At 70.7% G+C, this 25,005-nt stretch carries 18 protein-coding genes and 1 pseudogene; 14 read left to right on the top strand and 5 right to left on the bottom strand.

Annotated elements, in window-relative coordinates; genetic code table 11:
- Window positions 1-43: 43 nt before the first annotated feature.
- Window positions 44-700, bottom strand: a complete 657-nt coding sequence (locus ACZ4SW_RS04940) for an MBL fold metallo-hydrolase (RefSeq protein WP_468238019.1) — start codon at window positions 698-700, stop codon at window positions 44-46.
- Between the two features lie 44 nt (window positions 701-744).
- A complete protein-coding gene (locus ACZ4SW_RS04935) occupies window positions 745-1,431 on the bottom strand; it encodes a maleylpyruvate isomerase family mycothiol-dependent enzyme (protein ID WP_468238016.1) in 687 nt (228 codons plus the stop codon).
- Between the two features lie 221 nt (window positions 1,432-1,652).
- Here ACZ4SW_RS04935 and uvrA point away from each other — a divergent pair, with 221 nt between their 5' ends.
- Window positions 1,653-4,691, top strand: coding sequence for an excinuclease ABC subunit UvrA (gene uvrA / locus ACZ4SW_RS04930; RefSeq protein ID WP_468238014.1), 3,039 nt, complete (start codon window positions 1,653-1,655; stop codon window positions 4,689-4,691).
- Between the two features lie 113 nt (window positions 4,692-4,804).
- On the opposite strand, the gene ACZ4SW_RS04925 is transcribed toward uvrA, so the two are convergent.
- Window positions 4,805-5,716, bottom strand: coding sequence for a carbohydrate kinase family protein (locus tag ACZ4SW_RS04925; RefSeq protein ID WP_468238011.1), 912 nt, complete (start codon window positions 5,714-5,716; stop codon window positions 4,805-4,807).
- Window positions 5,713-6,849: a LacI family DNA-binding transcriptional regulator gene (locus ACZ4SW_RS04920; RefSeq protein WP_468238008.1), complete on the bottom strand. Its 1,137-nt coding sequence runs from the start codon at window positions 6,847-6,849 to the stop codon at window positions 5,713-5,715. Before ACZ4SW_RS04920 ends, ACZ4SW_RS04925 begins: the two co-directional genes overlap by 4 nt.
- Window positions 6,850-7,136: 287 nt before the next feature.
- Between ACZ4SW_RS04920 and ACZ4SW_RS04915 the strand changes: the two genes are divergently transcribed.
- Entirely contained in the window at window positions 7,137-7,568 is a 432-nt protein-coding gene (locus tag ACZ4SW_RS04915; RefSeq protein ID WP_468238005.1) for a Rieske (2Fe-2S) protein, read from the top strand.
- A gap of 18 nt (window positions 7,569-7,586) precedes the next feature.
- On the opposite strand, the gene ACZ4SW_RS04910 is transcribed toward ACZ4SW_RS04915, so the two are convergent.
- Window positions 7,587-8,534 carry a hypothetical protein gene (locus ACZ4SW_RS04910; protein ID WP_468238003.1) on the bottom strand — a complete coding sequence of 316 codons (948 nt, stop codon included), beginning with the start codon at window positions 8,532-8,534 and terminating at the stop codon, window positions 7,587-7,589.
- A 599-nt stretch (window positions 8,535-9,133) separates the two neighbouring features.
- Between ACZ4SW_RS04910 and uvrC the strand changes: the two genes are divergently transcribed.
- The 12 genes and pseudogenes from uvrC (at window position 9,134) to pgi (ending at window position 24,998) form a co-directional block, all read left to right on the top strand.
- Entirely contained in the window at window positions 9,134-11,167 is a 2,034-nt protein-coding gene (gene uvrC / locus ACZ4SW_RS04905; protein ID WP_468238000.1) for an excinuclease ABC subunit UvrC, read from the top strand.
- Complete coding sequence (gene rapZ / locus ACZ4SW_RS04900) at window positions 11,164-12,186, top strand: RNase adapter RapZ (RefSeq protein ID WP_468237998.1); 1,023 nt, start codon at window positions 11,164-11,166, stop codon at window positions 12,184-12,186. Before uvrC ends, rapZ begins: the two co-directional genes overlap by 4 nt.
- Window positions 12,183-13,226, top strand: a complete 1,044-nt coding sequence (locus tag ACZ4SW_RS04895) for a gluconeogenesis factor YvcK family protein (RefSeq protein WP_468237995.1) — start codon at window positions 12,183-12,185, stop codon at window positions 13,224-13,226. Before rapZ ends, ACZ4SW_RS04895 begins: the two co-directional genes overlap by 4 nt.
- Complete coding sequence (whiA, locus tag ACZ4SW_RS04890; protein WP_351232792.1) at window positions 13,217-14,206, top strand: DNA-binding protein WhiA; 990 nt, start codon at window positions 13,217-13,219, stop codon at window positions 14,204-14,206. Before ACZ4SW_RS04895 ends, whiA begins: the two co-directional genes overlap by 10 nt.
- Before the next feature lie 151 nt (window positions 14,207-14,357).
- Window positions 14,358-17,312 carry a M14 family metallopeptidase gene (locus tag ACZ4SW_RS04885; RefSeq protein ID WP_468237991.1) on the top strand — a complete coding sequence of 985 codons (2,955 nt, stop codon included), beginning with the start codon at window positions 14,358-14,360 and terminating at the stop codon, window positions 17,310-17,312.
- Window positions 17,313-17,537: 225 nt separating this feature from the next.
- Entirely contained in the window at window positions 17,538-18,545 is a 1,008-nt protein-coding gene (gap, locus tag ACZ4SW_RS04880; RefSeq protein WP_468237988.1) for a type I glyceraldehyde-3-phosphate dehydrogenase, read from the top strand.
- 173 nt (window positions 18,546-18,718) lie between these two features.
- Entirely contained in the window at window positions 18,719-19,930 is a 1,212-nt protein-coding gene (locus ACZ4SW_RS04875; RefSeq protein WP_468237986.1) for a phosphoglycerate kinase, read from the top strand.
- A 3-nt stretch (window positions 19,931-19,933) separates the two neighbouring features.
- Window positions 19,934-20,710: a triose-phosphate isomerase gene (gene tpiA, locus ACZ4SW_RS04870; protein ID WP_468237983.1), complete on the top strand. Its 777-nt coding sequence runs from the start codon at window positions 19,934-19,936 to the stop codon at window positions 20,708-20,710.
- Between the two features lie 98 nt (window positions 20,711-20,808).
- The gene (gene secG, locus ACZ4SW_RS04865) at window positions 20,809-21,045 is read left to right on the top strand and encodes a preprotein translocase subunit SecG (RefSeq protein ID WP_468237980.1); all 237 of its coding nucleotides are present in this window, start codon (window positions 20,809-20,811) and stop codon (window positions 21,043-21,045) included.
- A gap of 220 nt (window positions 21,046-21,265) precedes the next feature.
- Window positions 21,266-21,601, top strand: a complete 336-nt coding sequence (locus ACZ4SW_RS04860) for an RNA polymerase-binding protein RbpA (RefSeq protein WP_078066843.1) — start codon at window positions 21,266-21,268, stop codon at window positions 21,599-21,601.
- Window positions 21,602-22,001: 400 nt separating this feature from the next.
- A pseudogene (locus ACZ4SW_RS04855) lies at window positions 22,002-23,195 on the top strand (MFS transporter); the annotation flags it as partial.
- Window positions 23,196-23,345: 150 nt separating this feature from the next.
- Window positions 23,346-24,998, top strand: coding sequence for a glucose-6-phosphate isomerase (pgi, locus tag ACZ4SW_RS04850; RefSeq protein WP_468238504.1), 1,653 nt, complete (start codon window positions 23,346-23,348; stop codon window positions 24,996-24,998).
- Window positions 24,999-25,005 lie beyond the last annotated feature (7 nt).

Below are 25,005 nucleotides of genomic sequence, written 5' to 3'. Positions count from 1 at the left end.
GCGCGCGCCCGGCTGTCACGCCCCGCGCGACCGGGTGGGCCGCTCACCACCCGCGCGCGTGCCACTCCGGCAGGTGCGGGCGCTCGTCACCCAGCGTGGTGTCGTTGCCGTGCCCGGGGTAGACCCAGGTCTCGTCCGGCAGCACGTCGAAGATCTTCGTCTCGACGTCGTGGATCAGACTGGCGAAGGCCTTCGGGTCCTTGTGCGTGTTTCCCACACCTCCCGGGAAGAGGCAGTCCCCGGTGAACACGTGCGGGTGGCCGTGCGGGTCGTCGTAGACCAGGGCGATCGAACCGGGCGTGTGGCCCACCAGGTGGCGGGCGGTGAGCTCCACGCGCCCCACCCGGATCGTGTCGCCGTCGTCGACCAGCACGTCCGTCGGCACCGGAATGCCCTCGGCGTCGTCCCGGCCCGCGTACGTCCGCGCACCCGTGGCCGCCACGACCTCGGCGAGCGCCTGCCAGTGGTCGCCGTGCCGGTGGGTGGTGACGACGGACGCGACGCCGTCGTCACCGATCATTCCGAGAAGCCTGCCGGCGTCGTGGGCCGCATCGATCAGCAGCTGCTCGTCGGTGGCGCGACAGCGCAGCAGATAGGCGTTGTTGTCCATCGGGCCGACCGCGATCTTGGTGATCATCAGGTCCTTCAGCTCGTGCACGTCCGCCGGGCCGCCGACCGTCACCTCTCCGCTGTACGTCATGTCGGCAGCCTATAGCGGCGAGGGGGCCGATGGCCGTCCGTGACCTACAGCGGCGGAAGCGCCGGCAGCCCTCCTCCGTGGGCGGTGAGTGCGGATCCGCCGCGGCGGCCGGCGAGCCAGCCGAGCAGGTCGGGTGCGGCGCCCCGGACGGTGACCTCGGGCTCGGCCGCCTCCCGGCCCGTGCTCCACGCGCGCGTGCCGTCGGTGACGCGCGTAGGCGGCACCCCGGGGTGTCCGGTGAACCGCTCCGCGAGGAAGCCGATCTCCCGTTCGACGAACTCCGGCGGCAGGTGCTCGAGGTCGTAGCCGATGCCGAGATCGACATGGTGCAGCTCGATCTCGACCCAGCGCCTGAACGGCACCCGGGACGCCGAGTCGGTGACCCCGTTGCGCAGCTCCACCGTGCGCGACCAGTCCGCGGGCGCGGCCCCCGCCTCCTGGAAGCGGTCCGCGCTCTCGCGCAGGTCGGCGAGGTGGGCGTCCAGGGGCCGCCGGGCGTCCCGCTCGATGTCGGCGTCCCGGGCCTCGGCCGAGGCGTACATGGGACGCCCCTGCAGCACGTTCACGAGGGCGTCCGCGTTGCGGGCGAGGTGGGCGAGGACATGGCCGCGGGTCCAGCCGGGCAACCGTGACGGTTCGGCCACGGCGGCGTTGTCCAGTTCGGCGGCTGCGGTGAGCAGCCGGTCGGTCGCGTCACGTACAGACGCCAGGTCGCGCGCGTGATCCATCATGCGGCCGACCTTAGTCCGGCCACTCCTTCGGGTGAAGGAAGCGAACCCGGGCCGCTAATCGAATGCGCGTGCTATATGGTCGAGTGCGGCGTCGGGCATGCTGGATGGCCGGGGGTTGTTGTGAACCCAGGAATCCGACCGGCGTTGTCAGTGGCTCCCCCTAGTCTGGGAAAGCGGGGGCCTCGCCCCTGTCGCTTCTCTCAAGAAAGGTGCGGACCGGCGTGGCCGACCGTCTCATCGTCCGTGGAGCGCGCGAGCACAACCTGAAGAATGTCTCGCTCGACCTGCCACGCGACGCGCTCATCGTCTTCACGGGCCTGTCGGGGTCGGGCAAGTCCTCGCTGGCCTTCGACACCATCTTCGCCGAGGGGCAGCGCCGTTACGTGGAGTCGCTGTCCTCGTACGCCCGGCAGTTCCTCGGGCAGATGGACAAGCCGGACGTCGACTTCATCGAGGGGCTGTCGCCGGCCGTCTCGATCGACCAGAAGTCGACCTCGCGCAACCCCCGCTCCACGGTCGGCACGATCACCGAGGTCTACGACTACCTGCGCCTGCTGTTCGCGCGCATCGGCAAGCCGCACTGCCCCGAGTGCGGCCGCCCCATCTCGCGCCAGTCCCCGCAGGCCATCGTCGACAAGGTCCTGGAGCTGCCGGAGGGGAGCCGATTCCAGGTGCTCTCGCCGCTGGTGCGCGAGCGCAAGGGTGAGTTCGTCGACCTCTTCGCCGATCTCCAGACCAAGGGCTACAGCCGCGCCCGGGTGGACGGCGAGACGATCCAGTTGTCCAGCCCGCCCGCGCTGAAGAAGCAGGAGAAGCACACCATCGAGGTGGTCGTGGACCGCCTGACGGTGAAGGACTCCGCCAAGCGCCGCCTCACCGACTCCGTGGAGACCGCGCTCGGTCTGTCCGGCGGCATGGTCGTGCTCGACTTCGTCGACCTTCCCGAGGACGACCCCGAGCGCGAGCGCATGTACTCGGAGCACCTGTACTGCCCGTACGACGACCTGTCCTTCGAGGAGCTGGAACCCCGCTCCTTCTCCTTCAACTCGCCCTTCGGCGCCTGCCCCGAGTGCACCGGCATCGGCACGCGCATGGAGGTCGATCCCGAGCTGATCGTCCCCGACGAGGAGAAGACGCTCGACGAGGGCGCCATCCACCCCTGGTCGCACGGACACACCAAGGACTACTTCGGCCGCCTCATCGGCGCCCTCGCGGACGCACTGGGCTTCCGTACGGACATCCCCTTCGCGGGCCTGCCGCAGCGCGCCAAGAAGGCCCTCCTCTACGGCCACAAGACGCAGATCGAGGTCCGCTACCGCAACCGGTACGGGCGCGAGCGCGTGTACACGACGCCTTTCGAGGGCGCGGTGCCCTTCGTACGGCGCCGGCACAGCGAGGCCGAGAGCGACGCGAGCCGTGAGCGTTTCGAGGGCTACATGCGCGAGGTGCCCTGCCCCGGCTGTCAGGGCACCCGTCTGAAGCCGGTCGTCCTCGCGGTCACGATCATGGGCAAGTCGATCGCCGAGGTCTCCGCGATGTCCATCAGCGACTGCGCGGACTTCCTGCGCGAGCTGAAGCTCGACGCCCGCGACAAGAAGATCGCCGAGCGGGTTCTGAAGGAGGTCAACGAGCGACTGCGGTTCCTGGTCGACGTCGGCCTGGACTACCTCTCGCTGAACCGCGCGGCCGGCACCCTCTCCGGCGGCGAGGCCCAGCGCATCCGGCTGGCCACCCAGATCGGCTCCGGCCTCGTCGGTGTGCTGTACGTGCTCGACGAGCCGTCCATCGGCCTGCACCAGCGCGACAACCACCGGCTGATCGAGACGCTGGTCCGGCTGCGCGACATGGGCAACACGCTCATCGTCGTCGAGCACGACGAGGACACCATCAAGACCGCCGACTGGGTCGTCGACATCGGCCCCGGCGCGGGCGAGCACGGCGGCAAGGTCGTGCACAGCGGCTCCCTGAAGGAGTTGCTCGCCAACGAGGAGTCGCAGACCGGTCAGTACCTGTCGGGCAAGAAGGCGATCCCGGTGCCCGACATCCGGCGCCCCCACGACCCCTCGCGGCAGCTCACGGTGCACGGTGCCCGGGAGAACAACCTGCGGGACATCGACGTCTCCTTCCCGCTGGGCGTGTTCACCGCGGTCACGGGCGTGTCAGGTTCCGGCAAGTCGACGCTGGTCAACGACATCCTGTATACGCACCTGGCCCGCGAGCTGAACGGCGCGCGGAACGTGCCGGGGCGGCACACGCGCGTGGACGGCGACGACCTCGTCGACAAGGTCGTGCACGTCGACCAGTCGCCCATCGGCCGCACCCCGCGCTCGAACCCGGCGACCTACACCGGCGTCTTCGACCACATCCGCAAGCTGTTCGCCGAGACCACCGAGGCGAAGGTCCGCGGCTACCAGCCCGGCCGCTTCTCCTTCAACGTCAAGGGCGGCCGCTGCGAGAACTGCGCCGGCGACGGCACCATCAAGATCGAGATGAACTTCCTGCCGGACGTCTACGTCCCGTGCGAGGTCTGCCACGGCGCCCGGTACAACCGGGAGACCCTGGAGGTCCACTACAAGGGCAAGTCCATCGCCGACGTCCTGAACATGCCGATCGAGGAGGCCATGCACTTCTTCGAGGCGGTCCCGGCGATCTCCCGTCACCTCAGGACGCTGAACGACGTCGGTCTCGGTTACGTCCGGCTCGGCCAGTCCGCGACCACCCTCTCGGGCGGCGAGGCACAGCGCGTGAAGCTGGCCAGCGAGTTGCAGAAGCGGTCCACCGGACGCACCGTCTACGTGCTCGACGAGCCGACCACCGGCCTGCACTTCGAGGACATCAGCAAGCTGCTCAAGGTGCTCGGCGGCCTGGTCGACAAGGGCAACACGGTCATCGTCATCGAGCACAACCTCGACGTCATCAAGACCGCCGACTGGGTTGTCGACATGGGTCCCGAGGGCGGCGCGGGCGGCGGCCTCGTGGTCGCCGAGGGCACGCCGGAGGAGGTCGCCGGCATCCCGGCCAGCCACACCGGCAAGTTCCTGCGCGAGGTCCTGGGCGCCGAGCGCATCAGCGACGCGGCCTCGGTGAAGGCGCCGCGCAGGACGGCGGCCAAGAAGGCGGTCGCGGCCGGCTCGACGGCGAAGAAGACCGCGACGGCCAGGGCGGTGACGACCGCCAACAACACGGCGACCAAGAAGGCCGCCGCCACCACGAAGAAGGCGGCACCCGCGAAGAAGACCACGCGGACACGCAAGGCCTGACACATCCCGAAACGTGCGGTGCCCCGCGGGATCTCCCCGCGGGGCACCGCACGTTGTACAGGGGGCCGCAGGATCCCGAGGCCCCACGAACCGCATGTGCGGCTGAACTCGGCTTAGGCGTCCGCGAGTTCCGACGCGTAGGGCGGTTCGGCGCCGGGCCGGGAACAGGTGATCGCCGCGGCGCGGGCCGCGAAGCCCAGCAGTTCCGTCCAGCCCTCGGTGCCCAGGCTCGCCACGGCGGCGGGGGAGAGGGCGTCGCGGGCGGCCAGGCCGTGCAGCAGGGCCGCGTTCACGGTGTCGCCGGCGCCGATCGTGTCCACGACATCGACCCGCACCCCGGGCACGGAGTGCTCCGCCCCGTCCCTGGTGTACGCCGTGATCCCGTCGCCACCATGGGTGATCACCACGGCGGCGGGGCCGGAGGCGAGCCATTCCCGCGGGCTGCCGCCCAGCCACGCGGCGTCCTCCGCGGAGAGCTTGAGCAGTGACACCGAGGGCAGCCAGTTCTTGAAACGGGCCCGATAGGCGTCGGGGTCGGGGATCAGGCCTGTGCGGATGTTCGGGTCGAGGCTCGTGAACACGCCCTGCGCCGCGGCGCTGCGCATCAGCTCCTCGTACGCGCTCGCCCCCGGTTCGAGGACCAGCGAGCACGTGCCGAACGACACGGCGCGCGTTCCCTCGGGAAGGCGCGCCGGTGCCGTGAAGAGCCGGTCGGCGGTGCCCTCGACGTAGAAGGAGTAGCTGGCGGAGCCGTGCTCGTCGATCGTGGCGACCGCCAGGGTGGTCGGCTCGGTGCCGCGCTGCACGGCCGACACGTCCACGCCCGCCTGGCGCAGCCCGTCGAGCAGGGCCTCGCCGAACGCGTCGAGGGAGGTGCGGGAGCAGAAGGCGGTGGGGGAGCCGAGCCTGCCCAGCGCGACGGCCGTGTTGTACGGGCCTCCGCCCAGCGCCGGCTTCAACGGGGCGAGCGCGCCGCGGTCCTGGGGGACCAGGTCGATCAGGGCCTCACCGGCGACGACGATCACGAGAGCGTTCCCTTCTGGGACGGGGTGTCGGAGCAGCCGCACGAGGTGCGGTGGACGAACGCACAGGGCAGCCGCAGGGTGCGGGGCGGGCGGGCCGGAGCCTGGAGCCGCTCCAGGAGGAGCCGTACGGCCTGGGCGCCGATTTCCCTGCTCGGCTGGGAGACCGCGGTCAGCCGGGGCGAGAACAGATCCGCCCACGGGAAGTCGTCGAAGCAGGCGAGCGCCATGTCGCCCGGTACGGACAGGCCCCGCGCGCGCAGGGCGCGCAGCGCTCCGATGGTCATCGCGTTGTTGGCGGTGACCAGCGCGGTGGGCGGCGCCCCGAGCGCCAGCAGGGCGGCGGTGGCGCGCTCGGCGCCCTCGGCCGCGGAGTCGCCGTGGACGACCAGCCGCTCGTCGTACGGCAGCCCGGCGGCCGCGAGGGCGTGCCGGTAGCCGCTGATCCGCTCGGTCGTGGTGCTGAGACCGGGCAGGCCCGCGACGAGTCCGATGCGCCGGTGGCCGAGCTGAGCGAGGTGCGTGACGAGGCGGGCCATCGGTTCGGCGTTCTCGGCGCAGACCTGGTCGAAGAGGAAGGCCCCGGAGGAGGGATCGTCCGGCTCGGCGGCGTCCTCGGCGTCCTGGGCGTCAGTGGGGTCCCGGGCGTCGTTCGCGTCCCGGGCATCACCCGTGGGGTCGGGGACGGCGTCGACCAGCCGGTCCAGGAACACGGTCGGTACGCCGTGCCGTCCCAGGAGGGCGACAAGGGCGCTCGGGTCCGCCGAGGGAGCGACGATCAGGCCGTCGACGCGGCGCTCGTGCAGCAACTGGACGACCTTGCGCTCGTGCTCGGGGTCGTCGTGCGGGTCCGCGATGAGCAGGCTGTAGCCGTGCTCCAGGGCGGCGGCCTCCACGCCCTGGAGCATCTCCGTGAAGTACGGGTTGCTGATGGCCGACACGGCGAGCCCGATCGACCGGGTGCGCGAGGTCACCAGGGAGCGGGCGAGGGAGTTCGGGGTGTAGCCCAGTTCGTCGATGGCATCGAGCACCGCCTGGCGGGTGTGGGGCAGCACCGGGCGGGTGCCGTTCAGGACGTGCGAGACGGTCGCGACGGACACGCCCGCACTCCGTGCGACATCGGCCATGGTTGCCATCGAGCCCCTCCTCGGACGCTTTCCCTCCTTGGAGGTCCGGCCGCGAAGGTATCCCATTCGGCGGCTGACGTAAACGCTTGCGCAAGCGTTTACGTCCCTCCGGGGCGGTTACCGCTCCGCGCCTCGGCCCTGCGGTCGCCGCCCGATACCGCCGGTGTCCGTGCGGAGGACACTGCCCCGGCCGAAAGCGGAATGGTTGATACCGGTATCGTCGGTGTGCCCCGTTGCCCCGTTGCCCCGTCGCCCCGTCGCCCCGGCGAGGCCGGCCATGATCCAGTGGAGAAGCCATGCCCAACCGTCCCTCCACGACCCGTCGCACCGTCCTGCGCGGGGCGGCTCTCACCCCGGTCGCCGGGCTCGGCCTCACGGCCTGTTCACCGGGCGGCAGCGGTGGTGCGGGGCCCGCCGCGACCCCGACCGCGCCGGTCGCGCTGGGTGCCGAGAGCGAGATCCCCAGGGGCGGCGCGAAGCTCTACCGGGACGAGAACGTGGTGGTGAGCCGCGCGGCGGACGGCTCCCTGAAGGCGTACAGCACGATCTGCACGCACGCCGGGTGCCCGATCAACAAGCTCTCGGGAACGACGCTCGTGTGCCCCTGCCACGGCAGCGAGTTCGACGCCCTCACCGGCAAGGTGGTGCGGGACCCGGCCACCGAGCCGCTGCACGAGCTGCCCGTCCAGGTGAAGAGCGGCAGGATCGTGGCGGGCCCGGCGGCCTGACCGCTCACCCGGTCCCGGTCACTCCCAGTCCCAGCCGATCCCCACGAGCCCGGCCCGCACCCTCGGCTCCACCAGGTGCACCGAGTGGTGGTGCCCGCTCAGCCTCAGCTCCTGTCGGCCGGTGCGCGGGGCGGCCGGGGACTGCTGGGCGAACCGGTGGCAGCGCACCGGCAGCGCCGTCTCGTCGAAGCGCACCTGGAGCGCGTACTGCCCGCCCGGCACGCGGAACCCCCGGACGTATTCGCAGGAGGTGCCCGCGGTGCCGTCCTGGAAGGCGTAACGGAAGAGGAACGTGTCGCCGGAGTGGAGCCGGGTGTCGAACAGCAGCTCGGCGACCAGCAGGCCCGTCTCGTGGTGCCGGCGCAGACGTCCCGGGCGGCAGTTCTCGAGGGCGTGCACCGCCATCCGCTCCGGGGCGCACCCCGGGTCGCCGTGGTGGACGGCGATGTAGCGGTCCACGCCGTCCCTGTCGGCGCGCACGATGTGATGCGACTCGCGCGCCAGCAGTTCCCGGCGCGGTCCTATGCGCACGCGGTCGTGGTGGCCGATGGTCAGCAGTCCGTCGTCCAGCGGCGCCTCCAGCTCGGCGAGGAGCTGTTCCAGGGCACCGGAGGCCTCCACCAGAGCGCGGTACGAACGGCCCGCGGGACGGTCGGTACCGGGCCGCTCGTCGGAGGTGGCGAGCAGCCGGATCAGGGACTCCTCGGGCAGCTGCAGTATCTCCTCAAGGGCGCGCACCGCGCGCAGGGACTCGGGGCGCTGCGGGCGGCGCGCGCCCTGCTGCCAGTAGCTCAGGCTCGTCACCCCGACCCTGACCCCGTGCCGCGACAGGTGGTGCTGTACGCGCTGCAGCGGCAGTCCTCGGGCGGCGATCGCGGCGCGCAGTGCGACGTGGAAGGGGCCGCCGCGCAGGGCCGCCTCCAACTCCGCCGGGACGACGTCCGCATGCTGTGTGCCGTGCCGCATACCGGGGGGCCTTTCTGTGAATGTGCGCGATGGCTGGTCAGACCGTGCGCAGGGTCGTGCCGGGGCGCCCGGGGCGTGCGAGGCTCGTTCACAAGCGAACCTCTCCGGTGGCGGCCCGAAGTTTCCCCGCATTGAAGCGTGTTGACCGAGCCCCGACAACACCTGACGCCCTCCCCTCGCCGACCGGTGTCCGGATCGCACTCGGTGGGGCGGGCATCGGCGGGCGTCGCCGGACGTGCCGTACCACGGCACGCCCGTACCACGCAGGACCCGGCCGTCCGTCGCGTGCCGGGCCCCGCGCGGTCGAACCGCCGTACGATCCGCCTGCCTGCCTGCCTGCCTGCCTGCCTGCCCCACCCGTCGCGGGCCCGGGGCTCCTCCGGGCGCCGCCACCGGCGAGCGCCCGCCGGGCCCGACAGGCGCCGCCCGGTGTCCCACGCCCACGGCCGCCCCCAATGCCGCCGCCCCCGACCGCTCCCGGCCGGCGCGGTGCGGTGCCCGCGGCCCCGGTGCCCGCGCTCACCCCGGCCCGCCGGCCGACCCGGGCCGCTGTCCACAGGGTCGCCGCGCTGTCGGCCCCCGCCAGTAGGGTGTGAGACATGGCCGACCCCTCCAGCTACCGCCCCAAACCAGGAGAGATCCCGGACTCTCCCGGGGTCTACAGGTTCCGTGACGAGCACCGCCGGGTGATCTACGTCGGAAAGGCGAAAAGCCTCCGTCAGCGCCTGGCGAACTACTTCCAGGACCTGGCGAACCTCCACCCGCGTACCCGCACCATGGTCACCACGGCCGCGTCCGTGGAGTGGACCGTGGTGTCCACGGAGGTCGAGGCCCTGCAGCTGGAGTACACCTGGATCAAGGAGTTCGACCCCCGGTTCAACGTCAAGTACCGCGACGACAAGAGCTACCCGTACCTCGCGGTGACGATGAACGAGGAGTTCCCGCGCGTGCAGGTGATGCGGGGCCAGAAACGCAAGGGCGTGCGGTACTTCGGGCCGTACTCGCACGCCTGGGCGATCCGTGACACCGTGGACCTGCTGCTGCGCGTCTTCCCCGTGCGCACCTGCTCGGCCGGCGTCTTCAAGAACGCGGCCCGCACCGGCCGCCCCTGCCTGCTCGGCTACATCGGCAAGTGCTCCGCACCCTGTGTGGGCCGCATCTCCCCCGAGGACCACGGCGAACTGGCCGAGGAGTTCTGCGACTTCATGGCGGGCCGCACGGGGACGTACCTCCGTCGTCTGGAGAAGCAGATGACGGAGGCGGCCGAGGAGATGGAGTACGAGCGGGCCGCCCGACTGCGCGACGACATAGAGGCCCTGAAGAAGGCCATGGAGAAGAACGCGGTCGTGCTCACGGACGCGACCGACGCCGACCTCATCGCGGTCGCCGAGGACGAACTCGAAGCAGCCGTGCAGATCTTCCACGTGCGCGGCGGCCGGGTACGGGGCCAGCGCGGCTGGGTGACCGACAAGGTCGAGGAGATCACCACCGGCGCCCTGGTCGAGCACGCCCTCCAGCAGCTCTACGGCGAGGAGACGGGCGACTCGGTGCCCAAGGAGGTCCTCGTCCCCGCGCTGCCCGACCCCATAGAGCCCGTCCAGGACTGGCTCACCGGCCGACGCGGGTCGAACGTGTCGCTGCGCATCCCGCAGCGCGGCGACAAGAAGGCGCTGATGGAGACCGTGCAGCGCAACGCCCAGCAGGCGCTGGCACTGCACAAGACCAAGCGCGCCTCCGACCTGACCACCCGCTCGCGCGCCCTGGAGGAGATCGCCGAGGCCCTCGAGCTGGACAGCGCCCCCCTCAGGATCGAGTGCTACGACATCTCGCACCTCCAGGGCGAGGACGTCGTGGCCTCCATGGTCGTCTTCGAGGACGGGCTGCAGCGCAAGAGCGAGTACCGCCGCTTCCAGATCAAGGGCTTCGCGGGGCAGGACGACGTCCGGTCCATGCACGAGGTGATCACCCGCCGCTTCCGGCGCTACCTGGCCGAGAAGGAGAAGACGGGGGAGTGGGCGGACGGCGAGGTGCTCACCGAGGACGACGGGCGGCCCAAGCGGTTCGCCTACCCGCCGCAGCTCGTCGTCGTCGACGGCGGGCAGCCGCAGGTGGCCGCCGCCAAGCGGGCCCTGGACGAGCTCGGCATCGACGACATCGCCGTGTGCGGCCTCGCCAAGCGCCTGGAGGAGGTGTGGCTGCCGGACGAGGAGGACCCGGTGGTCCTGCCCCGCACCAGCGAGGGTCTCTACCTGCTCCAGCGGGTCCGGGACGAGGCCCACCGCTTCGCGATCACCTACCAGCGCAGCAAGCGGACCAAGCGCCTCAGGTCCAGCCCCCTGGACGACGTGCCGGGCCTCGGCGAGAGCCGCAAGCAGGCGCTGATCAAGCACTTCGGCTCGGTGAAGAGACTGCGTTCCGCGACGGTCGACCAGATTCAGGAGGTTCCCGGCATCGGCCGCAAGACGGCCGAGACCATCGCCGTGGCCCTCGCCCAGGCGGCCCCGGCCGCACCCGCCGTGAACACGGCGACTGGAGAGATCATGGAAGAGGAGGAACCCGGGACGACGGCGGGTTCCTCCGGGGAACCCGTGTCCACGGGAGCCCCGCACGAGCGACGGGGGCAGGAGACATGACCGAGCACGACCAGCACTCAGAAGAACGACCGGCGCAGAACCGGCCGGATCGCCCGGATCACACGGAACCGGGCGAGGAGCAGGGGCGGCAGCAGGCCGCTCAGAACAACGGAGCACAGGTGAGTACGGGCAGTGAAACGGCCGGGATCCCCGACGCGGCCATCCCCGAGCTGGTGATCATCTCCGGCATGTCCGGCGCCGGCCGTTCCACGGCCGCCAAGTGTCTGGAGGACCTCGGCTGGTTCGTCGTCGACAACCTGCCGCCGGCGCTGATCCCCACCATGGTGGAGCTGGGCGCCCGCTCCCAGGGCAACGTCGCGAGGATCGCGGTCGTCGTCGACGTCCGGGGCCGCCGCTTCTTCGACAACCTCCGCGAGTCCCTGGCGGACCTGGAGGCGAAGAACGTCACCCGGCGGATCGTCTTCCTGGAGTCCTCCGACGAGGCACTCGTGCGCCGTTTCGAGTCCGTGCGCCGCCCGCACCCCCTCCAGGGCGACGGCCGCATCGTCGACGGCATCGCCGCCGAGCGGGAGCTGCTGCGCGAGCTGCGCGGCGACGCCGACCTGGTGATAGACACCTCCAGCCTGAACGTGCACGAGCTGCGCGCCAAGATGGACGCCCAGTTCGCCGGGGAGGAGGAGCCCGAGCTGCGGGCCACCGTCATGTCCTTCGGCTTCAAGTACGGCCTCCCCGTCGACGCCGACCTCGTCGCCGACATGCGCTTCCTGCCCAACCCCCACTGGGTCCCGGAGCTGCGCCCGTACACCGGGCTCAACGAGGAGGTGGCCGCGTACGTCTTCAACCAGCCCGGCGCCAAGGAGTTCCTCGACCGCTATGCCGAACTGCTGCGGCTCATCGCGGCCGGGTACCGCCGCGAGGGCAAGCGCTATGTGACCATCGCCATCGGCTGCACCGGCGGCAAGCACCGCTCCGTCGCCGTGTCGGAGAAGCTCGCCGCCCGCCTGGCGGCCGAGGGAGTGGAGACCGTGGTCGTGCACCGGGACATGGGGCGCGAGTGACCGGACGTACTCTGCGGCTGAGCAGGCTGCGCCGAGTCGTGCCCGAGGGACGCGGCGGTCGGGCGCGCCGCCGGGGCACCCAGCCCAAGGTGGTCGCCCTCGGCGGCGGCATGGGCCTGTCCGCCTCGCTCGCCGCGCTGCGCCGGATCACCGGCGACCTCACCGCCGTCGTCACCGTCGCCGACGACGGCGGCTCCAGCGGGCGCCTGCGCGACGAACTGGGCGTGCTCCCGCCCGGGGACCTGCGCAAGGCACTGGCCGCGCTGTGCGGCGACGACGACTGGGGCCAGACCTGGGCCCGCGTCATCCAGCACCGCTTCCAGTCCCAGGGCGACCTGCACGACCACGCGGTCGGCAACCTGCTGATCGTGGCCCTGTGGGAGCAGCTCGGCGACCATGTCCAGGCCCTGGACCTGGTCGGCAAGCTGCTGGGTGCCCACGGCCGGGTGCTTCCCATGTCCGCCGTGCCGCTGGAGCTCCAGGCGCTGGTCAAGGGCCACGACCTGGAGCGCCCGGACGAGACCGTCACCGTACGGGGACAGGCGACCGTCGCGCTCACCCCCGGCGAGGTGCAGTCCGTGCACCTGGTGCCGAACGACCCGCCCGCCGTCCCCGAGGCCGTCGAAGCGGTTCTGGACGCCGACTGGGTGGTGCTCGGGCCCGGGTCCTGGTTCTCCTCCGTGATCCCGCATCTGCTCGTGCCCGAGCTCCTGGACGCCCTCATCGAGACGAAGGCGCGCCGGGTCCTCTCCTTGAACCTCGCTCCACAACCCGGAGAGACCGAGGGGTTCTCCCCGCAGCGTCATTTGGAGGTTTTGGGACGACACGCCCCTAAACTCGCCCTGGATGTGGTGCTGGCCGACCAGGCCGCCGTGCCCGACCGCGCCTTGCTCACCGAGGCCGCCCAGCGGTTCGGTGCCGCGGTCGAGCTGGCCCCGGTGGCCCGTACCGACGGAACCCCGCGGCACGACCCGGAGCTCTTGGCCGCCGCGTACGACCGTATTTTTCGGATGCATGGAAGGATCGGCCCATGGCGATGACGGCAGCGGTGAAGGATGAGATCTCCCGGCTTCCCGTCACCCGGACCTGCTGCAGGAAAGCGGAGGTCTCGGCGATCCTGCGGTTCGCGGGCGGACTCCACCTGGTCAGCGGTCGCATCGTGATCGAGGCGGAGCTGGACACCGCGATGGCGGCCCGGCGGCTCAAGCGCGACATTCTGGAGATCTTCGGCCACAGCTCCGAGCTGATCGTGATGGCCCCCGGTGGTCTGCGCCGCGGCTCCCGGTACGTGGTGCGGGTCGTCGCCGGCGGTGACCAGCTGGCCCGCCAGACCGGTCTCGTCGACGGCCGGGGCCGGCCGATCCGCGGTCTGCCCCCGCAAGTGGTCTCGGGGGCCACCTGCGACGCCGAGGCGGCGTGGCGCGGCGCGTTCCTGGCGCACGGCTCGCTGACGGAACCCGGCCGCTCGTCGTCCCTGGAGGTCACCTGCCCCGGTCCCGAGGCCGCGCTCGCCCTGGTGGGTGCCGCCCGGCGGCTGTCGATCGCCGCGAAGGCCCGCGAGGTGCGGGGCGTGGACCGGGTGGTGGTACGGGACGGCGACGCGATCGGCGCCCTGCTGACTCGCCTCGGCGCGCACGAGTCCGTGCTGGCCTGGGAGGAGCGGCGGATGCGTCGCGAGGTCCGAGCCACCGCGAACCGCCTCGCCAACTTCGACGACGCGAACCTGCGCCGTTCGGCCCGCGCCGCGGTCGCCGCCGGAGCCCGGGTCGCCCGCGCCCTGGAGATCCTCGGCGACGAGGTCCCCGAGCACCTCGCGGCCGCCGGGCGGCTGCGCATGGAGCACAAGCAGGCGTCCCTGGAGGAACTGGGCGCCCTCGCCGACCCGCCGCTGACCAAGGACGCGGTCGCCGGCCGAATCCGTCGGCTGCTGGCGATGGCCGACAAGCGCGCCGCGGACCTCGGCATCCCGGGCACGGAGTCCAACCTCACCGAGGAGATGGCGGACAACCTGGCGGGGTGACTCCCGCAAGCCCAACAGGCCGGTGCGGGCGCCCACTTCGGGCGTCGGCACCGGCCTTTGTCCGTCTTTGATGCGCCCTTGACTCGATCATGGATTGTCATGAGCCTGGCACCTGATTCGCCGCTGTGGCGAACCATCGCTAGGGGGATCCATGAGACACAGAGCGAGATCGATCCTCGCTGTCGGCACACTCCTGCTCGGTGGAGCGGGTCTCGCACCCGTCGCCCAGGCACAGAGCGGGACGTCCTCCCGGTCCGCCCCGGACGAAGTCCGGGTCTTCCGCGCCGAGGTCACCCAGAAACAGATACCGCTGCTGCTCGAGGCGGGTCAGGACGGCCACGAACTCGGCGAGCAGGCGACCGGCCGCGGGAGGAGCACCGTCGAGGTCTACCTCACCGAGAAACAGGCCGGAGCACTCAGAAAACAGGGTGTCCGCCTCACCGAACACACGCTGTCGGCGAAGGCCGAGACGCGCGTCGAGAACGCGGCCCAGGGCGTGTTCCGCCCGTACAGCGGGAGCGGCGGCCTCAAGGAGGAGATCGTCAGAACCGGTCAGGCCCACCCCGGTCTGACCAAGGTCGTCTCCATCGGCAAGACGATCAACGGTCAGGACATCCTCGCGCTCAAACTGACCAAGAACGCGAAGAAGTCCGGGGACGGCTCCAAGCCCGCCGTGCTGTACGTGTCCAACCAGCACGCGCGCGAGTGGATCACTCCCGAGATGACCCGCCGGCTGATGCACTACTACCTGGACCACTACAGCACGGACCGGCGCATCAAGAAGATCGTCGACTCCACCGAGCTGTGGTTCGTCCTGTCCGCCAACCCGGACGGCTACGACTACACCTTCAAGAACCCGGACACCCGGCTGTGGCGCAAGAACCTGCGGGACGTCGACGGCGACGGCGTCATCGGCCTCGGCGACGGCGTCGACCTCAACCGCAACTTCGCCTACAAGTGGGGCTACGACGACGAGGGTTCGTCCCCCCTCCCCACCAGTGAGACCTACCGCGGCGCGAGCCCGGAGTCCGAACCCGAGACCCGGGCGCTCGACAGCTTCGAGAGGCGCATCGGATTCAGCTACGGGATCAACTACCACTCCGCGGCCGAACTGCTCCTCTACGGCGTCGGCTGGCAGGTGGCGACCCCGACCCCCGACGACGTCCTGTACAAGGCGCTGGCCGGCACGCCGGACAACCCGGCCATCCCCGGCTACCGCTCCCAGGTGTCCTCGGAGCTGTACACCACCAACGGCGAGGCGGACGGCCACGCGTCCAACGTCAACGGCATGGCGATGTTCACCCCGGAGATGTCGACCTGCCAGACCGCGTCCGACATCGACCCGAACGACGCCTGGAACGCCTCCGACTGCGAGTCCGTCTTCAACTTCCCCGACGACGAGAAGCTGATCCAGCAGGAGTTCCGGAAGAACATCCCGTTCGCGCTCTCCGTCGCCGAGACCGCCTCGCACCCCGACCGGCCGTCCTCGTCGGTCGGCATCCACGCACCGGACTTCACCCCGGGGACGTTCTCCACCTCCTACGCCCGCGGCGCCGACCAGGAGGTCTCGGTCGTCGTACGCAAGTCCGTACGCGACAAGGAGCTGAAGTACCGCGTCAACGGCGGCCGCGTCCAGAGCCGGGCGCTCAGGCCCTGGAAGGGCGGCAGGACCTACGGCGGCGACGACAACCTCTACTTCGACGAGTACCGGGCCAAGGTCCGCGGCGCGGACCCGGGCGACAAGGTCGAGGTGTGGTTCACGGGCGAGAACCGCGGCGGCCGGAAGACCTCCAGCGGGCACTTCACCTACACCGTGGCCGAGCGGCCGCGGGCGGACGTCCTCGTGGTCGCCGAGGAGGGCGCCAAGGCCACGCAGGCCCGGACCTACACCGATGCCCTGAAGGCGGCGGGCCGCAGGGCGATGGTCTGGGACGTCGCCACCCAGGGCCCGCCCGACGCCCTGGGCGTCCTCGACCACTTCAAGGCGGTCGTCCACTACACGGGTGCGGGTGTCCCGGGCAACGCCACCCAGCTCCAACTGCGCGCCTTCCTCAACGAGGGCGGCAAGCTGATCGAGGCGGGCGAGCAGGCCGGCGGCGTCGTCGACCTCGGCGGCGGCAACCTCTCGGACGACTTCAGCCAGTACTACCTGGGCGCCTACTCGCGTACGTCGACCCCGGGGGTCACCGGCTTCACCGGTTCCGGGAAGCTCGGCGGGTTCACCGGCGCGCTCGGCGACGCGCCCGGCAACCCGCTGGACAAGGCCGGGGCGTACGGCGTCACCTCCGAGCAACTGCCCGCCGACAAGTACCCCCAGTTCGCCGGTGCGGGCGCGGGCCTGCTGACCGGGACGGCCAACCCGTACCAGCCCTACGCGGGCTCGTACATGGCCGCGGCCGCCCACACCGACAACGCCTACAAGCGGCTCACCCGCACCGTCGACCTCACCAAGGTGACCGCGGCCGGTCAACCCGCCCTGCGCACCCGGCTGCTGTGGGACACCGAACCGGGCTACGACCACGCCGTGGTCGAGGCGCACACCGTCGGGGCCGACGACTGGACCACGCTGCCGGAGGCCGGCGGCGCCACCAACGACGCCGTGCCGGCGGACTGCGGAGCCGGGTTCCTCGTGGCCGAGCACCCCTGGCTCAAGCACTATCTGACCGTGGCGTCCGGCGGCTGCGCCGCGAAAGGCACCACCGGCGCGTGGCACAGCCTGACCGGCGCCTCCAGCGGCTGGCAGCAGGTGAGCTTCGATCTGAGCGCGTACGCGGGGAAGACGGTCGAGGTCTCGCTGAGCTACATCACCGACTCGAGCAGCGGCGGCCACGGCGTCCTCGCCGACGAGGCCTCGCTCGTGGTCGGCGGCACGGCCGTCGAGACGGAGGGGTTCGAGACGTCCCTCGGAGCCTGGCACGTGGCCGGACCGCCCGCGGGGAGCCCGGCCGTCCCCAAGGACTGGGCGCGCACCCGGACGCTGTTCAGCACCTACGGCGCGGTCACCACGGACCGCACCGTGCTGCTCGGTTTCGGCCTGGAGCACGTGACTTCCGCGGCCGGCCGGACGACCCTGATGGGCAAGGCACTCAACGCGCTCGGCCTCTGACAGCCGGTAGTCAACGGCAGTTGGGTCCGTGTCGCCGGAACGAGTGGCCGGGGCCTCGTGCCCGGGCGGTCCGTACCCCTACTGGCGGGTACGGACCGCCCTGCCGTGTATGGGGCATCTCGATGTCACTCCGGCGGCGTCAGGGAGGTAGGGTCGTAGGCGGTCGGGGACATCCCATACAGCTCGCCGGCGTCGAACCCGGCGTACCAACGAGGAGATCGGTTCGTGACGATCCGCGTAGGCATCAACGGCTTTGGCCGCATCGGTCGTAACTACTTCCGCGCGCTGCTGGAGCAGGGTGCAGACATCGAGATCGTGGCTGTCAACGACCTGGGTGACACCGCGACCACCGCTCACCTGCTGAAGTACGACACCATCCTCGGCCGCCTCAAGGAGGAGGTGTCCCACACCGAGGACACCATCACCGTCGGCGGCAAGACCATCAAGGTGCTCTCCGAGCGCAACCCCGCCGACATCCCGTGGGGTGAGCTGGGCGTCGACATCGTCATCGAGTCGACCGGCATCTTCACCAAGAAGGAAGACGCCGCCAAGCACATCGCCGGTGGCGCCAAGAAGGTCCTCATCTCGGCTCCGGCCAAGGACGAGGACATCACCATCGTGATGGGTGTCAACCAGGACAAGTACGACCCGGCGAACCACCACGTCATCTCCAACGCCTCCTGCACCACCAACTGTGTGGCGCCGATGGCGAAGGTCCTCGACGAGAACTTCGGCATCGTCAAGGGTCTGATGACCACGGTGCACGCGTACACGAACGACCAGCGCATCCTGGACTTCCCGCACAAGGACCTGCGCCGCGCCCGTGCCGCCGCCGAGAACATCATCCCGACCACCACCGGCGCCGCCAAGGCCACCGCCCTGGTCCTGCCGCAGCTCAAGGGCAAGCTGGACGGCATCGCCATGCGCGTCCCGGTCCCGACCGGCTCGGTCACCGACCTGGTCGTCGAGCTCTCCCGCGAGGTCACCAAGGAAGAGGTCAACGCCGCCTTCCAGAAGGCCGCCGAGGGCGAGCTGAAGGGCCTCCTCGACTACACCGAGGACCCGATCGTCTCCTCCGACATCGTCAACGCCCCGGCGTCCTGCACCTTCGACTCCTCCCTGACCATGGTCCAGGAGGGCAAGAACGTGAAGGTCATCGGTTGGTACGACAACGAGTGGGGCTACTCCAACCGCCTCGTCGACCTGACGGTCTTCGTCGGCAACCAGCTCTGATCGCTTCCAGCAGGCATCTCATGCGGTAGCAGGGCTCGGGCAGCGCAAGGTCGCGCTGCCCGAGCCCTGACGCACGTGCGGCGAGCCCAGGCGCGCCCACGGATGGATCGGCCGATCGGTCGTCCGGATCGATCAGCCCCGTACGATCAAGAGCTTCCCCAGGAGTCCGACCCATGAAGACGATCGACGAACTTCTCTCCGAAGGCGTGGACAACAAGCGGGTCTTCGTCCGCGCCGACCTCAACGTGCCGCTCGCCGACGGCCTCATCACCGACGACGGCCGCATCCGCGCCGTTCTGCCCACCGTCAAGGCCCTCGCCGAGGCGGGCGCCAAGGTGGTCGTCGCCTCCCACCTGGGCCGCCCCAAGGGCGCCCCGGACCCGGCCTTCTCCCTGCTTCCCGCCGCCGAGCGGCTCGGTGAACTCCTCGGCGCGCCCGTGGCGTTCGCCCAGGACACCGTCGGCCCCGCCGCCCACGACGCGGTCGACGGCCTCCAGCCGGGCCAGGTCGCGGTCATCGAGAACCTGCGCTTCAACCCCGGTGAGACGTCCAAGGACGACACCGAGCGCGGCGAGTTCGCGGACCGGCTCGCCGCCCTCGCCGACGTGTACGTGAGCGACGGCTTCGGCGCGGTCCACCGCAAGCACGCCTCCGTCTACGACCTCCCGGCCCGGCTGCCGCACTACGCCGGCTACCTCATCGCCACCGAGGTCGGCGTCCTGAAGAAGCTCACCGAGGACGTCCAGCGGCCCTACGTCGTCGCGCTCGGCGGTGCCAAGGTCTCCGACAAGCTGGCCGTCATCGACCAGCTGCTCGGCAAGGCCGACCGGCTCCTCATCGGCGGCGGCATGGCGTACACCTTCCTCAAGGCTAAGGGCTACGAGGTCGGCAAGTCGCTGCTGCAGGAGGACCAGATCCCGGCCGTCACCGAGTACATCGAGCGCGCCGAGAAGACCGGCGTCGAGCTGGTGCTGCCGGTCGACGCGCTGGTCTCGCCCGACTTCCCGGACCTGAAGACCAAGGCCCCGGCCAACCCCACCACCGTCGCCGCGGACGCGATCCCGGCCGACCAGGAGGGCCTGGACATCGGTCCTCAGACCCGCAAGCTGTACGCCTCGAAGCTCGCCGACGCGGCCACCGTCTTCTGGAACGGGCCGATGGGCGTCTTCGAGCACCCCGACTTCGCCGAGGGCACCAAGGCGGTCGCCCAGGCCCTCGTCGACTCCCAGGGCTTCACCGTGGTCGGCGGCGGCGACTCCGCCGCGGCCGTCCGCATCCTGGGATTCGACGAGTCGGCATTCGGTCACATCTCGACCGGTGGCGGCGCCTCCCTCGAATACCTCGAGGGCAAGACGCTCCCCGGCCTCGCCGCACTGGAGGACTGAACCTTGAGCACCCGCACGCCGCTGATGGCGGGCAACTGGAAGATGAACCTCAACCACCTCGAGGCCATCGCCCACGTCCAGAAGCTCGCCTTCGCCCTGGCGGACAAGGACTACGAGGCCGTCGAGGTCGCCGTCCTGCCGCCCTTCACCGACCTGCGCTCCGTGCAGACCCTGGTCGACGGGGACAAGCTCAAGATCAAGTACGGCGCCCAGGACCTCTCGGCGCACGACTCCGGTGCCTACACCGGCGAGATCTCGGGCTCCATGCTGGCCAAGCTGAAGTGCACCTTCGTGGTGATCGGTCACTCCGAGCGCCGGCAGTATCACAACGAGTCGGACGAGCTGGTGAACGCCAAGGTCAAGGCCGCCTTCAAGCACGGCCTGACCCCGATCCTGTGTGTCGGCGAGGAGCTGGAGGTCCGCGAGGCGGGTGAGCACGTGACCCACACGCTCGCCCAGGTCGAAGGCGGCCTGAAGGACCTCCCCGCCGAGCAGGCAGAGACCATCGTGATCGCCTACGAGCCCGTCTGGGCCATCGGCACCGGCAAGGTCTGCGGCGCCGACGACGCCCAGGAGGTCTGTGCGGCGATCCGCGGCAAGATCGCCGAGCTGTACTCGCAGGAGGTGGCCGACCAGGTCCGCATCCAGTACGGCGGCTCGGTGAAGTCCGGGAACGTCGCCGAGATCATGGCGAAGCCGGACATCGACGGCGCGCTGGTCGGCGGCGCCTCGCTCGACGCCGACGAGTTCGTCAAGATCGTCCGTTTCCGCGACCAGTAAGTGCTTCCCGGGGGCGATCCGTCGTACTCTTGCGGGGGCAAGGTGGTCCGCCACCCTGCCCCCGTCGTCCATCCGAATCCGAGGAAGTTGGTCCAGCCGTGGTTTTGGGGTTCTCGATCGCCCTGATCGTCTTCAGCCTGCTGCTGATGCTGCTGGTGCTGATGCACAAGGGGAAGGGCGGCGGCCTCTCCGACATGTTCGGTGGCGGCATGCAGTCCTCCGTCGGCGGCTCGTCGGTCGCCGAGCGCAACCTCGACCGGATCACCATCGTGATCGGTCTGCTCTGGCTCGCCTGCATCGTGGTGCTCGGCATCCTGATGAAGACCAGCCACTAGCGTCGACCGTCATCGGCAAACCGCATAAAACGCACATAAAGCACGTAACGCCCCATGTTCGGTACGGGTCTTCGGACGCGGCCTATCATGGGGCTTGCGTCTAGGGGCGGGGGTAACTCCCATCACTGGACGCGCGTTGGGCCTTACGTAGACTGAGGCGCTCGCAGCGAAGCGAAACGCCGACTCGCTTCGCGGCACCATCACGCAGGGAGTTACGACCGTGGCAAGTGGCAACGCGATCCGAGGAAGCCGGGTCGGGGCGGGGCCGATGGGCGAGGCCGAGCGCGGCGAGTCCGCGCCGCGTCTGCGCGTCTCCTTCTGGTGCTCCAACGGGCACGAGACACAGCCGAGCTTCGCCAGCGACGCGCAGGTTCCCGACACCTGGGACTGCCCCCGTTGCGGCTTTCCGGCCGGACAGGATCGGGACAACCCGCCGGACCCGCCGCGCACCGAGCCGTACAAGACGCACCTCGCGTATGTGCGGGAGCGGCGCAGCGACGCGGACGGCGAGGCGATCCTCGCCGAGGCGCTCGCCAAACTGCGCGGCGAAATCTAGGAGTTGAACCGGCCGGGTGCCTGCGGGTACCTGGCCGGTGGGCGTTCGGTACCCGGTTGCGCGAGCCGCCGGGGCGGCACCCCACGGCCGTGAGCCGATGCCCCGTACGGCCGGGACATCCCGACGGGGTGCGGGCCGGGGCCTGGCCTCGCGCGGTCCCGCCCCGCGGAGCGGGCCGGGGCCTCGTGCCGACGGGACACCCCTCACGGGATGGCGCCGGGGGCTCGTGCCGTTCGACTCCGCGGACGCGGCGGGTGGCCTGCGGGCGTGCCCCCGTGCGGCCCCGCCGTGCGAGGCGAGGGGCGGGCCCAGGCCCTCGAGCGGTCCGTTTCCGCAGCTCAGCCCGATTGTCAGTGGTGCCCTCTACGGTTTGTGCATCGGCGAATCGTGAGGGGGGACGATGGCAACGGTCGAGGCCGCGGGCACCGTACGGCGGCCCGCGTGGCGGGGAGGGTTCGGGCGGTTGTGGACCGCCGCCGTGGTCTCCCGGTACGGAGACGCGCTGCGGACCGCCGCGCTGCCCCTGCTCGCCGTGCGGCTCACGGACGAACCGCTCGTCGTGGCCTCCGTCACCGCCTGCGGTTACGCCCCCTGGCTCCTCTTCGGGTTGCTCGGCGGGGCCGTGGCCGACCGGGTGGACCAGCGGCGGGCGATGTGGGCCGTCGACACCGTGCGCGGACTGCTCGTCGGGGCCTTCGCGCTCGCCGTGGGGCTCGGGCACGCCTCGATCCCGCTGCTGCTGGTCCTCGCCTTCTCGCTCACCACTCTCCAGACGCTCTTCGACAACGCCTCCACCGCCCTGCTGCCCTCCCTGATCAACCGTGAAGCCCTGGGCAGCGCCAACGCCCTGCTGATGACCGGACAGCAGCTCGCGGGCGGACTGCTGGCGGGCCCGTTCGTGCCGCTGCTCATCGCCGCCGGAGCGTTCATGCCCTACGCGGCCGACGCGGGCACATATCTGCTGGCCGCCGCCCTCGTCGCCTCCCTGCGGACCGGACCGGCCGAGCGGGAGCCGCGCCCGGCCGGCAGCACCCTGCGGGCCGAGATCGGCGAAGGGCTGCGCGCCCTGTGGCACGACCGGGTGCTGCGCGCCGCCTGCCTGGCCACGCTGCTGTGCAACATCGGTATGGGGGCCCTGATCGCCACGCTGGTGCTGCACGTGACGCAGTGGCTGCACCTGGGCAGCGCCGGATACGCGGCCGCGATGACGGCGTACTCGGCAGGCAGCCTCGTCGGCGGGTTCACCGCCCAGCGGATCGCGCAGCGCACCGGACGCCTGCGCGCACTGCTCGTCGCCGGCGGCGTCCAGACGGCGTGCCTGCTGCTCATCGGGACGGTCCGTCACACCGGGGCGCTGCTCACGGGGATGCTGCTGCTCGGCGCCATGGGCATGGTGTGGAACGTCAACCAGGTCACGCTGATGCAGCACCGCAGCCCCGAGGCCATGGTGGGCCGCATAGCCGCCGCCTTCCGCACGGCCTCCACCTCCGGCGCCCCGCTCGGCGCCCTGCTCGGCGGGGCCGTGGCACGGACGTACGGGCTGAACGGGCCGGCACTGCTCGCCGCCGTGCTCTTCGCGCTCGCCGTCACCTCGTTGACACGCGCGCGCAAGACGGACGTACCTGTTGTTGCCCCTCAGGACGGCGTGACAACAGGTCACGCCGCGTCGGGATCAATTAGGTTGGGACCGGCAGCGGGGCGAGGTACGCAGCAGCACAGGCAAGGAAGAAGGCTGAAGTCTCAGATGAACGCAGACAGCCGTACCAGGCTCAACCAGACGCCCGAGTGGACCGCTCTGGCCAAGCACCGCGAGGAGCTCGGCGAGGTGCGGCTGCGCGACCTGTTCGCGGCGGACCCGGGCCGCGGCGGCGGGTACGCCCTCCAGGTCGGCGATCTGCACGTCGACTACTCCAAGCATCTGGTCACCGACGAGACCCTGCGGCTACTGCGCGAGCTGGCCGCCGCACGGGACGTCTTCGGCCTCAGGGACGCCATGTTCCGCGGCGAGAAGATCAACACCACCGAGCACCGCGCGGTCCTGCACACCGCCCTGCGCGCGCCGCGCGACGCGGTGATCGAGGTCGACGGCGAGAACGTGGTGCCCAAGGTCCACGCGGTGCTCGACAAGATGACCGACTTCGCCAACCGGGTCCGCTCGGGCGAGTGGACGGGCCACACGGGCAAGCGGATCAGGAACGTCGTCAACATCGGCATCGGCGGCTCCGACCTGGGCCCGGCGATGGCGTACGAGGCGCTGCGCGCCTACACGGACCGCGGTCTGACGGTCCGCTTCGTGTCGAACGTGGACGGCGCGGACCTGCACGAGGCCACCCGCGACCTGGACGCGGCCGAGACGCTGTTCATCATCGCCTCCAAGACGTTCACCACGATCGAGACGATCACCAACGCCACCTCGGCCCGCAAGTGGCTGCTGAGCGAGCTGAAGGCCGGTCAGGAGGCCGTGGCCAAGCACTTCGTGGCGCTGTCGACGAACGCCGAGAAGGTCGAGGAGTTCGGCATCGACACGGCCAACATGTTCGAGTTCTGGGACTGGGTCGGCGGCCGCTACTCCTACGACTCGGCGATCGGCCTGTCCCTGATGGTCGCCATCGGCCCGGACCGCTTCCGGGAGATGCTCGACGGCTTCCGCATCGTCGACGAGCACTTCAGGACCGCGCCCGCGGAGTCCAACGTGCCGCTGCTGCTCGGTCTGCTGGGCATCTGGTACGGCAACTTCCACGACGCCCAGTCGCACGCCGTGCTGCCGTACTCGCACTACCTGTCCAAGTTCACCGCCTACCTCCAGCAGTTGGACATGGAGTCCAACGGCAAGTACGTGGACCGGGACGGGCGCGAGGTCGACTGGCAGACCGGGCCGATCGTCTGGGGCACCCCGGGCACCAACGGGCAGCACGCCTACTACCAGCTCATCCACCAGGGCACCAAGCTGATCCCGGCCGACTTCATCGGCTTCGCGGAGCCGGTGGCCGAGCTCGCCGACGAGCTGAAGGACCAGCACGACCTGCTGATGGCGAACTTCTTCGCCCAGACCCAGGCGCTGGCCTTCGGCAACACCCCTCAGGAGGTGCGTGCCGAGGGCGTGCCGGAGGAGCTGGTGCCCCACAAGACGTTCAAGGGCAACCACCCGACCACGACCATCCTCGCCAAGGAGCTGACCCCGTCGGTCCTCGGCCAGCTCATCGCCCTCTACGAGCACAAGGTGTTCGTCCAGGGCGCGATCTGGCACATCGACTCCTTCGACCAGTGGGGCGTCGAGCTGGGCAAGGTCCTCGCCAAGCGCGTCGAACCCGCGCTGACCGAGGGCGCTGACGTGCCGGGCCTGGACGAGTCCAGCAAGGCGCTGGTCGCGAAGTACCGGGAGTGGCGCGGACGTTGACCGCGGC

This window comes from Streptomyces sp. NPDC028331 (assembly GCF_055565775.1).
Note: the sequence above shows the minus strand (reverse complement) of the source record. Positions and strands in the feature narration are given on the sequence as shown.

Bases quoted from the DNA above. Each gene is read 5' to 3' on its own strand.
- ACZ4SW_RS04935 (WP_468238016.1), bottom strand. From the start codon at position 1,431: ATGATGGATCACGCGCGCGACCTGGCGTCTGTACGTGACGCGACCGAC.
- ACZ4SW_RS04915 (WP_468238005.1), top strand. From the start codon at position 7,137: ATGCCCAACCGTCCCTCCACGACCCGTCGCACCGTCCTGCGCGGGGCG.
- uvrC (WP_468238000.1), top strand. From the start codon at position 9,134: ATGGCCGACCCCTCCAGCTACCGCCCCAAACCAGGAGAGATCCCGGAC.
- ACZ4SW_RS04885 (WP_468237991.1), top strand. From the start codon at position 14,358: ATGAGACACAGAGCGAGATCGATCCTCGCTGTCGGCACACTCCTGCTC.
- pgi (WP_468238504.1), top strand. From the start codon at position 23,346: ATGAACGCAGACAGCCGTACCAGGCTCAACCAGACGCCCGAGTGGACC.
- rapZ (WP_468237998.1), top strand. From the start codon at position 11,164: ATGACCGAGCACGACCAGCACTCAGAAGAACGACCGGCGCAGAACCGG.
- ACZ4SW_RS04940 (WP_468238019.1), bottom strand. From the start codon at position 700: ATGACGTACAGCGGAGAGGTGACGGTCGGCGGCCCGGCGGACGTGCAC.
- ACZ4SW_RS04910 (WP_468238003.1), bottom strand. From the start codon at position 8,534: ATGCGGCACGGCACACAGCATGCGGACGTCGTCCCGGCGGAGTTGGAG.
- whiA (WP_351232792.1), top strand. From the start codon at position 13,217: ATGGCGATGACGGCAGCGGTGAAGGATGAGATCTCCCGGCTTCCCGTC.
- ACZ4SW_RS04875 (WP_468237986.1), top strand. From the start codon at position 18,719: ATGAAGACGATCGACGAACTTCTCTCCGAAGGCGTGGACAACAAGCGG.
- ACZ4SW_RS04920 (WP_468238008.1), bottom strand. From the start codon at position 6,849: ATGGCAACCATGGCCGATGTCGCACGGAGTGCGGGCGTGTCCGTCGCG.